Source organism: Pseudomonadota bacterium (genome assembly GCA_023229365.1).
GTDB lineage: Bacteria > Myxococcota_A > Polyangia > JAAYKL01 > JAAYKL01 > JALNZK01.
On record JALNZK010000002.1, the window covers coordinates 91,161 to 103,169 of the forward strand.

Genomic DNA, 12,009 nt, shown 5'->3' on the forward strand with positions numbered 1-12,009 from the left:
CCTCCGAATACATTATAGCATTTAAGCCGTAAAAATAGAAACTGGAATTGACGGAATCGATAGATTGACTATTTGGCTACCAATATAAATCCTAAGGGCGGTATTACCCTCCCAAGCAGAAGCATCAAACAAGCCTATATTATCTACTAGTTGTGCGTCTACTGCTGCTTCTCCGGTAATAGGATTGATGGCTGTTCCACCACCATAATAGAAGAATTCAAACTTTATTCCAAATTGTAATGTTTTGTTGCAATACGGATTGATCGCAAAATTTACTCTCAATTTCGCTGATGTGTTCTTGGTTGTACCAAGCAAATTCTGCAACCTGTGTGCTGTTAGCACATATTGCCAAGTCCAATCAGCTATGCTGACATCTCCTATGACACTTGTGCAATTCCACTCATATTGCAATGTCCATTTTTCAGTGGTGTGTTCTTCCAATCCTACGCCAGCAAAATGACTTGTTCCCCGCCAATAGGGATCAAAATTCCCACCATACAATAAATTGACAACATTAGGAAACACTAAATTATTTTTAAGCAAGAAAAACTTTAATTTAGACAATCTATTAAAATCGTGCTGCATATACAAAATCTGTGGAATTGGCTGGCACTCACAAGAAGTGGATACATTCTCTTGCGGCAACCAAATAATTGGCTGTGAATTGTACAAATCTGAATCAGGGTACTTTGGAGCTTCTACAATTGCAACGTCTGCACCGCCGAAAGTATCAAACTCACCCTTGTAGCTACAATCTGTTTCGGACAAACCTTCAACATCTATCTCCCCCAAAGCATGCCATGTATATGCTGAACTTATCACAAGGGATGTTCCACCTATTGTTATGCCACCTTCTGCCCTAATATCCAATAATGAATTTCCGCCAATCACTAAACTTCCAGCAGACACATGAGTAAATGTACCAAAATATCCCCCCTCTAATGTTATTGTTCCACTTGCAGTAGCTGCCCAAGCAGAAGAAACTACTATAGCACTCCCGCCCAAGGAGAAAGGTGTTGGAACAACCACATACGGCACAGGATAAGCAAGAGAAGTGCCTTTTATTTCCAACTCGCCAGAAGATGTGTATAAATAATCCATTGTGACAATGTTGGAATTTGCAGAGCCAATTAAAGCGACCACTCCTTCAGCAAGATGAATATATGTTGCTTTTTCAGAAGATACGCCACTTAGCCCTAAACCACCTGAGGCTTCCCACTCCCACACGGGTGACACTACACTCGACATTCCTGTAATCAAAACCGTTCCATTGGCCACTGCTTCCCATGCACTACACGCCAACAGAGATAAGCCATCTATGCTTAAAGACCCAGAAGCCACACAATCATAGTGGCTGCTAATCACAGGTGAAGTCCCAGTAATTAAAATACCACCAATTAGCTCACATACGCCACTGCTGTCAAATTCTAAACTGAATGCATTTGAAAAAGCCCCAGGAGGCAAACACCACTGTGCAGGTGAAGTGCCGCCTATTTCAATTTTGACAACACTCTCAACAATATCGACAGTTAAGAAAAATGTTTTTATACCACCGCTAACATTAGGAGCAACAGCTATTGAAGTAGTAGTAATTGATGCTGGGGGTATTGTGTAACCAACAGGTCGATGAAAAATAGGTGCAACAGCAGTATCGACACTTGTAGTGGTGGTTACTGTTCCTGCCCCTAATCCGGTAGAAAGTGTGAACTCTAAACATTCGGGCACTGTTTGCCATCCGACTTGATCTTCGCAAACTATCCAGGGTCCAGTTTGCCCCAATATTACATCATTTTTTGAATCCAGCGGCTTTAAATATTTTTTAATAGATTTAACACGCCAATACAACAATGGACGATCTGCCTGTATTTTCTTTAATTTGGTGCATACATCCTGAATGTTTGCGGCGGTCAAATACCTAATATAATACATGCCACAAGTGCCAGTACAAACTGGTCCCCACACTGTCCCTGGAAAACCACCACCACCACCACCACCTGAACTTGACGTTGAGCTACTTGAACTTGATTTTGAGCTACTTGAACTTGATTGTAAAAAGTTCAAGCTCAAGTAGTTCGAACTTGAACTTGAATTTTTTGAACTTGAACTACTTGAACTGCTACTTGAACTTAACTTTGAACTACTTGAACTTGGAATTGGTGGATAATCCGCCACTATCGTAGGAAGTGGATTTCCTATAGTCCCTGGCATAGGGTCATAATAATTCCCAAAGGGTATCCACGGAAAATAGGGTGGTTGTGTGGAATCACAAATTCCAATGCCATAACCTGGGTCACGCCACTCTGGATTTGCATGTATACCAACTTGTGTGCTAAGATTCCATTTACAAATTTCGGGATCATACCAAAATACAAACGCCCCATCATCTCGTGTGTATGTCAGTCCCTTGCCATACTTACCAGAACAATAATAATCACCCATGCAATTTGGCTGAGGGCTTACATGTCCACTGGCTCCCAATACTCTAATATGCTCGTAAGGATTTAAACCACTACACTCTTGTCCATCTGGTCCGTAAAGGAATGATCTAAGAGCCTCTGGTGGTATCAATCCTAAATTCACAACCTCACCATCAGTTGTTTCTTTAGAAATATTTGAATCTACGAAAGATACATCCACATCAAGAGGCAACTCTTCGGCAAATAATAAATGTGGGCTTTCTACCCCTCCTAAAATAACAATAAAACCATTAAATCTATAGTCAGGAGGAGCAAGAGGAATCTTAATCCTTATGGTGTCAGAATCAATATGCTCAACACTTTGAACATCCACTAATGTTGCTGGCGAAGTAGTTTCATCCCAAATCTCGACAACAACCCCATTAGAGTGAAGATTGTGAACAAATGTAATTTCATACATGCCCCCACTCGAAACCCAATCAGATATGGAAAATGCATGTCTATAATAATATAGATTTACATAAGACTGTGATGAACTTGAAGAGCTACTACTGCTACGGCTTGAAGAAGAGCCCGAAGTAGAGCTAGAATGTCCTCCAGAGCTTGTGGATGGCACTGTGCCGTCACAACATGTGACAGATGGGCCACAATTATCTATATAAACAGTTTCTAAATTCTCAACTACTTCGCTTTCTACTCGCCACCAAAAAAGCACTGGATCATTGTTGTGAACATTCTTTCCATAACCATCCCAATAAAAGTCTATGGATCGAGATGCAATACCGGGCACATCCCAATAAACCTGCAAAGTTGGAAAATACACAGCCTCTAATCCTGTTGGATCAAAGGGGTTTGTTTTAATGTATATTGCACCTGTTGCCACATAGGAATAATCTGATGTTTCGGAGCTTGAGCTTGAGCTTGAGCTTGAGCTTGAGCTTGAGCTTGAGCTTGAGCTTGAGCTTGTAAACATCATTTTGCTTAAAACTGAATCGAACATTAACTCTCCAATTTGGCCAACATCGCTGATACTAATGGATGCCTCACAATAGAGTCCTCTTTGAATCGCACGACACAAATACCAGGAACTACATCTAAACGACTTACAACATCCATCAATCCCGAGCTTTCTCCGATATCGCTTTGACTGGGGTCACCTGTAATGATAATTTTGCTATTTTCTCCCAGACGAGTTAAAAACAATTTTAATTGCATACGACTGGCATTTTGGGCTTCATCAAAAATAGCAATAGCGTTATCAAATGTGCGACCTCTGAGATATGCTAGGGGAGCAACCTCAATAGCAGCAGCTACTGTATCGTGTTGGAGAGGATTTGGAGCAAGCTTCTTCATGGAGTCAACCAAAGGAAGCATATAAGGCCCAGTTTTTTCATGCAAATCTCCAGGCAAATAGCCCAAAGATTCACCAGCTTCTACAATAGGTCTGGTGAGAATTATTTTTTTATGACTGCCTTGTAGCAGTTCATGAATGGCAAAAGCCATCGCAAGATATGTTTTGCCAGTACCTGCTGGACCTATCATAAACATTACATCATGTTGTTGAAATCCAGCCCATGCCAGTTTTTGTGCGGCATTGAGAAATTCAATATGGAATTTCCCCACATTTTTCTTAATTTTACTCATAATGATATTTATACTCCGTCTGCAAATAAAGAAAGCCCTGTCAAAGAAGAAATCCTCAACAGGGCCAAAATGCAGGACACACTCTCGAAATTATGGCTTGTTTGCAGTTCGCTACCCCCACGCATCGGGAAGAACTGGGAACCTATGCTTACACAAGTGATTTTTACCCCAGATAATTCCAAAGTTTAGTGTGAATTATGAACACAAGCTTGAATTTTAGCAAAAATATACAATTGTGAAACCAGTATTACACCATGCATGGATTTAGTGCCCACACCGGATAGGGAACTTGTGCCACAGGTCTAGAATTGTAACATTTACGCATATATTCAATGTCTTGCATACAAATATTATAGATAGAAAACATAGATATTACAACATGGAATTCAGGCAATTTGTAGAAAATTACGAAAAAGACATCAAAGAAACATTAGGCAAATTGCCTAAAAAATATCAAAAATTGATACATGGCTATAAATTCAAGTTCCAATCTGGAAATACTCTTAGCGGCGATAACGATCACATCGGTGTTATGGATGAAAAGAAGAAAACAATTACTATAGCAGCACCCTGGAATTATGGAAGAGAATTCACTTTCCTGCATGAATTGGGGCATCGATTATGGGAAACATTGCCTTCAGAGTTGAAAAACGAGTGGGCGAAAATGGTAAAACAAACCAAGATGACACACAAAGATCGTCAGAACCCCGAGGAATTATTTTGCCACGGATTTGCCAACCAATATGCTAAACACAAGCATGTAATGTTTACTCATCCCGAATGGGAAAAATTTATCAAGAAGCTTTCTTAGCCAAATTCTCGTGAATCAATTCAACAAGGTTCAAAAACTCATTTTCAAACATATCTATTTTCATAAAATTCACTTGATTATATACCCATTGCAAATTGGAAACATCTTCAGAACCGCCCCGAGATTTTGGAACAATATGATCCAATGAAGCATCCACTCCTAATGTTAGTTTTTTGCCAGTATACGGACATATGCCATTTTGTTTCAAAAACAGATTATACAAATCATTTGCTTTGCTGATGTTTTTAAAATGCGATTGAGATGTTATTTGTAAATAATGTTTTAAACAAGTTTGACCATTTATTCTTTTGTTTTCACAATAAGCACATCGCCCCTCCGACAGTCTTTTTTGTTTTTTTGCATTAACATTTACAAGATACGCCTGATGGCACTCGTCGCATTTTTGTGTTGTAGTTGCCTTGTTGCTTCCGCATGTCACACACAATCCTTGTTGTTTTCTTCTTGTATATGTGTCTTTTTTTTCTTGTTTGCATTTTTTGCAATATATTCCTTTTTCCTCCTGCATAGAGCCGAAACAAGTTTTGCACTTTCTCTCTTGCTTCATTTTTTTATATCGTTCATTCGATCTTTCCCTTGCCTTGGCTAAACATTTCAAACAACTCTTATTGCCAAAAGCGGCACCATTAGAACATGTATTACACCTCATAAATTTTCTCCTTGAAGAACTATTTCTATTATTATATATAATAGTTCTTCCAAAAATAACAAAAAAAAATGGATACGCCCATTTTTGCTTAACAGGCGTATCCTTTACCCCATAGTTTACTAATACTGATTCGCACCAAAGGCTTATTTGATTTCCGCCAAGAAATACAACTTCACCCCTCACGAACTCCTTTTTTCGCTATAAGGCTGATGTGTACACATCATCCCTTATATATCCAACCCGGAACTTGAAATGCTTTGTGGAAGTCAAAAAATAACCCATCAATATCTTTTCCCGCTTAGAATATCATCAACTAAATCACGCAACTGAATCAACAAATCCTGAGAATCTGCAACTTCTTTTGGTTCTAAACCAGTCAATAAGTTATACATCTGGGCAATACTGGTGCGGGGATCACTCGGACCAACAAAAACAGACATATTTTCCCGCATGAAATCTTTAAATGTTCTCATGCCTTATTTATACAAGACATTAGTGATTTTTGGCACTACTTGAGCTATATTGTTTTTTGATAAAATTCTGATGTTCTGCAATATCGACATGAGACATTCCACTACCACCAGAACCAATCGAGCCAGATGAGCCACCAACAACTGGGCATTCTGCGACTAAGCCGCAACGATTGCAAAATATGCCATAGTGTCCATCGCTCCCATTCCAATTTACAGGAATCGGGTTGGAACACTGGCATTTTTCTAATGAACTAGAGCTTTTCATTTTCCTAAACTTTCGCTTTGAAGACCACGAAGTATTTTGGGAATATTACCACTAGCCCCTTCCAACATTTTTTCCCACACGCTCACGTCCTCCAAAGAGAAGATATGATAATGGTGAACAATTGGATTTTTCATTATTTGAGGTGAATACCCCAATCGGTTGGCATTAAAACTATAAATAAAAGAATGCCCAATCATAGGCAACTCATCGGGAAAACCACCACATGCTTTCCAGCAATCTCGGGTGGTAAGCATGCACCATTCAGGCACAAAATCCATTTTCTGCCCCTGTAGGTAATAAGATGCTTGGTCAATACCAACCAATCCTGAATTACGAGCCTGTGAAACACTCACCAATAAATCTATCCAACCAGGATTGAGAACAACAGTATCACAATGCAAGAAAATTAAATATTTAGATGCTTTACTGGCCGCCTCGGCACCTCTATTCGCCGCCGATGACCAGTATAAATTTTTGTCATTTTTGACCAAGGTGACCTCATCCTTGATTTCTTCCAAAAAGTCCTGACTCTCCTTGCCAGAAGCATTGTCTACAACTACAATTTCATAATTATTGTTATTGCTGCAAATAGAAATAGACTGCAAACAAATGTTTAAATGGGCTGGGCGGTCCTTATGAACAATTATGATGGATATTTGCTCGTCTGTGCCATCGTGCAGGTCCAGGGTGAGATCAGCGGGTGGTCCTTCTAAAGGATTGTGTGGAGAATTCATATTTTTTCCTCTGTTAACTACTATAAGATAGTATTTAGAAGGAAAAAAATATGATAGTTTATGCAGTCATCACAGTAGCCCGACAAATTGAGGGAGAAGTGACCTTTATCAAAACAGAAAAAGCTTTTAAACAAGCCAGCAAAGCTGATGAACTTGTAAAAAAGCTAAATTCTGATTTTAGAATAGGCGATAAATATAAACCAATGAAATTCAGCAGTGAATTTGGTGATGTAGAATGCTTCTGCACAGCGGGTGGGTTTGAAATCGAGGTGGAAGAATGAAGACATATCAAGAGTGGCAAGACAAAGATTGTTGCCCTGTATGCAGCGAAAGGGCCAATGAACGTTGTCGTTGCATTGGCCCTCATACTGTAGAAGATTTAGAACGAGGCCACGGATTAAAATGCCCAAATGGACACCGTTGGTCTTATAGCACAGAAGATAAAAAACTCATTATATTAGCCGACTAGGCTCCGGTGCTACCAAAGCCACCACTTCCTCGTGCGGTTTCTTCCAAAGCGTCAACTACCAGCCAGTCAAAGAGATAAACAGGCTCTATTTCCATTTGAGCAATTCGATCACCATGTTTCAAGGTAATTGGGTTGACATTACCTACATTTGTTACAATAACTTGTATACGACCCCTATAATCAGCATCTATACACCCCGGCGAATTAGTAACAATCAAGCCCTGCGTTGCCAAACCGCTTCTTGCTCTCACATTGGCCTTCCACCCTGGTTTTAGCTCCATAGAGAAGCCACAATCAATTTTAATGGTGTTTCGATGATTAAGTCTAATTTCACCCGCTGGGATATTGGCAACCAAATCAACGCAAGCTGCACCCTCTGTTTTGTATTGTGGAATGAACATAGGATCATCTACCACAATTTTAGTCACCACCTTATGCAATGGTGGCTCATAGAAATCTTTAGCTGGGCAGGGGACCGGCAAGGGGCTCGCCATCACCCGTTTCTTTTCCTTCGGGATATGGCAAGGGTTGGTATTGAACTCCTTCGCTTCCTGCATTACCAATTTCTGGCACTGGTCCTTCATCGATACATTCGACTCCTGGCAACTCGGCTGCAACTGATCCTTCGTTGGATTCTTGCATTGGCACTGACATTGACATTCTTTCTCGTTCATCTTTTTCCTTTCTTAGTTTTTCTCTTTCCTCTCGAACTTTAATAACTTGCTGATTGATATTGTCAGCAAAATACTTCATAGCATTGTAAGGATATGCCGACGCCTTTTTTATCAATTCTCTCTTTGTGTATTCGTCGTAATTTTGCTCATTTATCCAATCAGTCAACATCTTGAAAGTAATTCTTTTTTCAAAACGTGGTCTAACTCGGCCCTTATTGTCTTTTCCACTCCCTATGGCACCCACCTGAGCATTAAAAGCTTCTGGCATAATTATAGTTCCTTTTCTAAAACAAATCAATATATAATAGTGATGAAAATATCATTTAGACAATTTGTAGAACAGAACGTGCCGGGAACACATAACGACGGTCCTGGTGGGGCATTTAATCTAGGCACAGGTGGGGCATTTATTACAAGCGACCAATCAGGGAGCGAAACACAAAGCAATTTAACTCCCGTCCTGCCAGCCTATGAGTTAACCACTCAAGTAGTTCCCCACACTAAATTCACTGGTAAAATAGCACAAATAAAAGAATACCAAGACCCATATAAAACCCAAGTTCAAATACGAGTGGAACAAAAAATTCAAAGAAAAACTGCTGATGGCAAACTGGTGAATGTTGTCAAATCAGAAACTATTTTAATCAACACAGACCAATACCGCACAATGCAAATAATGAATGGTGGCAAAAAACCCAAAGAAGGTGATGTTGCTATAATCACATTACTAAGATTGCCCAACGATCAAAAAAGCCAAGCTACTGTGATGGGAATGCGATATTGATATGTGCTTTTTCCCAACTAGCTAATTTTTGCACTATTTCATCATATTCTTTGTCAGTTTGATCTGGGAATTTTGGTTCTAAAACTGCGTACATATCACCATGTTGTCTGGCTATTCCCATTCCACGTAGACGAAGCTTCTTGTTTGCCACAGTCCTGGGAGGGATCGTCATCTTGACTTCACCAGTAAGTGTAGGGACCACTATATCAGCACCCAAAACCAATTGAGTATATGTTACAGGCACATGGCAAAAAATATGGGGTCCGTGCCGAGTATAAAACGGATGTGATTGCACCGTGACTTTAATGTGCAAATCACCTTTTCTGCCATTTGAATCAACTTCTCCTGCATGTGGTACTTGCAACACACTTCTGTCTTCAATCCCCGAAGGAATATCAACAGATACGATATTCTCCTCTGTGCCTTTGTATCCGCTTCCTGAGCAAGCGTCACATTTTGTTTGGGCAACTTTGCCTTGCCCGCCACAAGCGGTGCATGTTGTATGTATAACAAATGGCCCTTGATGTGATGTTTGTCCACCAGAACCATGACAAACATCACAGGTTTTCCACTCTTTGACGCCATCAGTACATTCTTTGCACTTAGCACGAACTTTTACAGGAATATCTTTTCTACAACCTAATATAGATTCCTGAAAAGTAAGAACTACCTCGACAACTATAGGATGTTGTCGGGAGCGACCCATTGGCCCTCGAAACATGTTGCCGAAAATGTCGCCACCAAAGTTGAAACCAAAGGGCGTCCCAATACCCGATCTTTGACGATCATATTGAGCCCTTTTTTGAGGATCGCCCAAGGTTTCAAAAGCTTTGGCAACTTCTTTAAATTGCTCAACCAATTCTGGCTTATTTGGGTTGATATCTGGGTGTGAAGCTACTGCTTTCTCTCGAAAGGCTTTGTTAATCTCTTCTTCGCTAGCATCTTTATTGACACCAAGAACATCATAATAATCCATACAATCGATTATTCCTCTTCGGGAGCTTGTAACAATACAGCCCTGACGTTATGGGGTTCAATAATACCCATTTCTCGCACTTGGTCATCACTAACCTTTGGAACAGGATTATAGCTTCCCACCACCATTACACGATCACCCTTGTCATAACCCCATGTTTTGGGATCAAATGACGGCCCATAATCTAATACTATGGATTGTTGCACTTCATGCCCAGATGTTTTGCCACCGGGCAAAATCATGGTGGTGCCCAACATTTCATTGTCGGTAAGATGCTCTACAAGAACTTGCGAACCCACAGGTCTACAACCAATAATTTTCGGAACCATTTGTTTTTCCTTTTTAGTTTGAGTCTTCTGGTGGTGGTGGTATATTTATGTCATTTGCCGTCCACATATCGAATGTAGACCAATTACTTGTACCAACCCACCCTTGTCCATTAACAAATAAAGAAGGCGATGTATAAGCCAATGGTTCTTTTTTTTCTTTGTATTTTGACAACAATTCTTGCACCACGGCTTCTTTCAAGTCACAATAACCCATCCATCCCCTGTCAAAAGCTGTTTCTAAAAGCTCTTTCAATTCTTCTGTTGTGATCTGGACCATAACTTTACCTATAATAGTATAAATTTCAAAATATCGAAATAAAATAACATTTTCCATCTCTTTCGCCCAATAAAACTGGGCAAATAGATTTGTCAGCAATGGATTCCGATAATTTTCCCGGCGTATCTATCTTAGGAGAGACGACAATATAATAATCAAAAATAGGATTACCGGCTGCCTCTGGGAAGTTTTCTGTTATGCCAATAGCATTTTTGATTCTATCTGGTAAGTCTAAAAGATGGGCGGGATAAGCAGCAGGCACATAATTTGAAGATATAGAACACCCGTGCATTTTCCCCAAAATTAAAGCAATAAGCGTCATGGTAATTCTGCGAAATCCATAGTGTGTGTCACCAAAGGATTCCTGAAAAACATCCAATGATTTTTTAATCTCTGCACACATGGACTCACAGCCCAAACGCTTGAAATGCTCGGCCTGTTTCTCAAATTTTTCTATTTCTGCCTTGTAAGCCATGTTGTGCCTCACATATAGGTCAAAATTAAGAGGGATATTATCGCTCCATTTCCTATAGGCATTAGTCAAATCAATGGCTTGCGTGCTTTTCACCAGTCGTGCAGCTTCTTTTTCTCCTCTTTGCAAAAGCCGGGCACACATCTTCATCAGTCTTATTTTGTCCTCTATATCCTTGATTTCCGGCTTGAGAACCCTAAAAAGCTCTTGATGCAAAAGAACATAGCCCCTTTTCCTAGCAAAGGTGGCTGCCTCTATTGCTTGTGTAATTTTGGCGACATGACAATAGCCAAGCACATCTTGAAGATCAGGATGTAACAGATTCAAGACGGGGCACAAGCCGTGTAAAAAAGAGCCAAGGTCACGCCCCAAAACTGCTTTTACATCTTCTACGTCTGTATCGCCAATAAATCTAAAGAATTCAGAATAAATTTTGCGAACTTCGCCCGTCTGAGCGAGAGCAGCATCTATTTCTTCTCGAATATCATTCATTTTATTTCTTCATGGGTTCAATAATACAACTCACCCCTTTTCCCTCTAATCGGGGAGTGCTCAGGGGTTTCCCACAAGAAACCAAAGAATCAATCATTTTCTGCATAAGGCTAAAACCCAGGTCTTTGTGAGCATTTTCTGCACCTTTGAATCTTACCATAAGTTGAACCCTATTTCCAGCCTCAAGGAATCTTTGTGCAGAATTTATCTTCACATCAAGATCATGAGTGGCTATAGAAGGCCGCAAACGTATTTCTTTAAGTTGCTGAGCCTTTGTTTGCGACTTACTCTTCTTTTCTTTAATGCTTTGCTCATAGCGAAATTTGCCATAATCCATTATTTTGCAAACTGGTGGTCGAGCATTTGGAGCCACTTCTACAAGGTCCAAACCTTCTCTCACCGCAATTTCTAATGCCTGAGAAGTAGGCATTGTGCCCAATTTTTCTTCGCCTAAGATAACCATTACTGGCGAGAATCTGATTTGTCGATTAACACGACAGAACTTTTGCTGATCTTTTTGCATAA

General features: G+C 40.0%; 16 protein-coding genes. 3 read left to right on the forward strand and 13 right to left on the reverse strand.

Features of this window, described 5'->3' with window-relative positions:
• Positions 1-21: 21 nt before the first annotated feature.
• Both M0R80_01570 and M0R80_01575 read right to left on the reverse strand, forming a co-directional pair.
• Positions 22-3,417, reverse strand: coding sequence for a hypothetical protein (locus tag M0R80_01570; protein ID MCK9458314.1), 3,396 nt, complete (start codon positions 3,415-3,417; stop codon positions 22-24).
• The gene (locus M0R80_01575) at positions 3,417-4,061 is read right to left on the reverse strand and encodes a PhoH family protein (GenBank protein ID MCK9458315.1); all 645 of its coding nucleotides are present in this window, start codon (positions 4,059-4,061) and stop codon (positions 3,417-3,419) included. The genes M0R80_01570 and M0R80_01575 overlap by 1 nt, the downstream gene beginning before the upstream one ends.
• A gap of 379 nt (positions 4,062-4,440) precedes the next feature.
• Here M0R80_01575 and M0R80_01580 point away from each other — a divergent pair, with 379 nt between their 5' ends.
• Positions 4,441-4,872, forward strand: a complete 432-nt coding sequence (locus M0R80_01580) for a hypothetical protein (GenBank protein MCK9458316.1) — start codon at positions 4,441-4,443, stop codon at positions 4,870-4,872.
• Here the strand turns inward: M0R80_01580 and M0R80_01585 are convergent.
• From M0R80_01585 to M0R80_01600, 4 genes are all read right to left on the reverse strand, one after another.
• Positions 4,856-5,722, reverse strand: coding sequence for a hypothetical protein (locus M0R80_01585; GenBank protein MCK9458317.1), 867 nt, complete (start codon positions 5,720-5,722; stop codon positions 4,856-4,858). The genes M0R80_01580 and M0R80_01585 overlap by 17 nt on opposite strands.
• A gap of 98 nt (positions 5,723-5,820) precedes the next feature.
• A complete protein-coding gene (locus M0R80_01590; GenBank protein MCK9458318.1) occupies positions 5,821-6,012 on the reverse strand; it encodes a hypothetical protein in 192 nt (63 codons plus the stop codon).
• 19 nt (positions 6,013-6,031) lie between these two features.
• A complete protein-coding gene (locus M0R80_01595; GenBank protein ID MCK9458319.1) occupies positions 6,032-6,277 on the reverse strand; it encodes a hypothetical protein in 246 nt (81 codons plus the stop codon).
• On the reverse strand, positions 6,274-7,011 hold the full coding sequence (locus tag M0R80_01600) for a glycosyltransferase (protein ID MCK9458320.1): 738 nt from the start codon (positions 7,009-7,011) through the stop codon (positions 6,274-6,276). The genes M0R80_01595 and M0R80_01600 overlap by 4 nt, the downstream gene beginning before the upstream one ends.
• A gap of 50 nt (positions 7,012-7,061) precedes the next feature.
• Between M0R80_01600 and M0R80_01605 the strand changes: the two genes are divergently transcribed.
• A complete protein-coding gene (locus M0R80_01605; protein MCK9458321.1) occupies positions 7,062-7,292 on the forward strand; it encodes a hypothetical protein in 231 nt (76 codons plus the stop codon).
• A gap of 184 nt (positions 7,293-7,476) precedes the next feature.
• Here the strand turns inward: M0R80_01605 and dut are convergent, their stop codons facing one another.
• Positions 7,477-8,037, reverse strand: coding sequence for a dUTP diphosphatase (gene dut / locus M0R80_01610; GenBank protein ID MCK9458322.1), 561 nt, complete (start codon positions 8,035-8,037; stop codon positions 7,477-7,479).
• Positions 7,940-8,422 carry a hypothetical protein gene (locus M0R80_01615; GenBank protein ID MCK9458323.1) on the reverse strand — a complete coding sequence of 161 codons (483 nt, stop codon included), beginning with the start codon at positions 8,420-8,422 and terminating at the stop codon, positions 7,940-7,942. The genes dut and M0R80_01615 overlap by 98 nt, the downstream gene beginning before the upstream one ends.
• Before the next feature lie 42 nt (positions 8,423-8,464).
• Between M0R80_01615 and M0R80_01620 the strand changes: the two genes are divergently transcribed.
• Positions 8,465-8,938 carry a hypothetical protein gene (locus M0R80_01620; GenBank protein MCK9458324.1) on the forward strand — a complete coding sequence of 158 codons (474 nt, stop codon included), beginning with the start codon at positions 8,465-8,467 and terminating at the stop codon, positions 8,936-8,938.
• On the opposite strand, the gene M0R80_01625 is transcribed toward M0R80_01620, so the two are convergent.
• Genes M0R80_01625 through infC form a run of 5 tightly spaced genes read right to left on the reverse strand, consistent with a single transcriptional unit; the run spans position 8,913 to position 12,007 of the window.
• Complete coding sequence (locus M0R80_01625; protein MCK9458325.1) at positions 8,913-9,914, reverse strand: DnaJ domain-containing protein; 1,002 nt, start codon at positions 9,912-9,914, stop codon at positions 8,913-8,915. The genes M0R80_01620 and M0R80_01625 overlap by 26 nt on opposite strands.
• 8 nt (positions 9,915-9,922) lie before the next feature.
• Positions 9,923-10,243 (reverse strand): hypothetical protein, encoded by a 321-nt coding sequence (locus tag M0R80_01630; protein MCK9458326.1) that lies wholly within the window; start codon positions 10,241-10,243, stop codon positions 9,923-9,925.
• 13 nt (positions 10,244-10,256) lie between these two features.
• Positions 10,257-10,577 (reverse strand): hypothetical protein, encoded by a 321-nt coding sequence (locus M0R80_01635; GenBank protein ID MCK9458327.1) that lies wholly within the window; start codon positions 10,575-10,577, stop codon positions 10,257-10,259.
• On the reverse strand, positions 10,546-11,484 hold the full coding sequence (locus M0R80_01640; protein MCK9458328.1) for a hypothetical protein: 939 nt from the start codon (positions 11,482-11,484) through the stop codon (positions 10,546-10,548). Before M0R80_01640 ends, M0R80_01635 begins: the two co-directional genes overlap by 32 nt.
• Position 11,485: 1 nt before the next feature.
• On the reverse strand, positions 11,486-12,007 hold the full coding sequence (gene infC / locus M0R80_01645) for a translation initiation factor IF-3 (protein MCK9458329.1): 522 nt from the start codon (positions 12,005-12,007) through the stop codon (positions 11,486-11,488).
• Positions 12,008-12,009: the final 2 nt, after the last annotated feature.

Coding starts and splice junctions, on each gene's coding strand:
- M0R80_01570 (MCK9458314.1), bottom strand. CDS start 3,417: ATGTTCGATTCAGTTTTAAGCAAAATGATGTTTACAAGCTCAAGCTCA.
- M0R80_01575 (MCK9458315.1), bottom strand. CDS start 4,061: ATGAGTAAAATTAAGAAAAATGTGGGGAAATTCCATATTGAATTTCTC.
- M0R80_01580 (MCK9458316.1), top strand. CDS start 4,441: ATGGAATTCAGGCAATTTGTAGAAAATTACGAAAAAGACATCAAAGAA.
- M0R80_01590 (MCK9458318.1), bottom strand. CDS start 6,012: ATGAGAACATTTAAAGATTTCATGCGGGAAAATATGTCTGTTTTTGTT.
- M0R80_01595 (MCK9458319.1), bottom strand. CDS start 6,277: ATGAAAAGCTCTAGTTCATTAGAAAAATGCCAGTGTTCCAACCCGATT.
- M0R80_01600 (MCK9458320.1), bottom strand. CDS start 7,011: ATGAATTCTCCACACAATCCTTTAGAAGGACCACCCGCTGATCTCACC.
- M0R80_01605 (MCK9458321.1), top strand. CDS start 7,062: ATGATAGTTTATGCAGTCATCACAGTAGCCCGACAAATTGAGGGAGAA.
- dut (MCK9458322.1), bottom strand. CDS start 8,037: ATGCAGGAAGCGAAGGAGTTCAATACCAACCCTTGCCATATCCCGAAG.
- M0R80_01615 (MCK9458323.1), bottom strand. CDS start 8,422: ATGCCAGAAGCTTTTAATGCTCAGGTGGGTGCCATAGGGAGTGGAAAA.
- M0R80_01620 (MCK9458324.1), top strand. CDS start 8,465: ATGAAAATATCATTTAGACAATTTGTAGAACAGAACGTGCCGGGAACA.
- M0R80_01625 (MCK9458325.1), bottom strand. CDS start 9,914: ATGGATTATTATGATGTTCTTGGTGTCAATAAAGATGCTAGCGAAGAA.
- M0R80_01630 (MCK9458326.1), bottom strand. CDS start 10,243: ATGGTTCCGAAAATTATTGGTTGTAGACCTGTGGGTTCGCAAGTTCTT.
- M0R80_01635 (MCK9458327.1), bottom strand. CDS start 10,577: ATGGAAAATGTTATTTTATTTCGATATTTTGAAATTTATACTATTATA.
- M0R80_01640 (MCK9458328.1), bottom strand. CDS start 11,484: ATGAATGATATTCGAGAAGAAATAGATGCTGCTCTCGCTCAGACGGGC.
- infC (MCK9458329.1), bottom strand. CDS start 12,007: ATGCAAAAAGATCAGCAAAAGTTCTGTCGTGTTAATCGACAAATCAGA.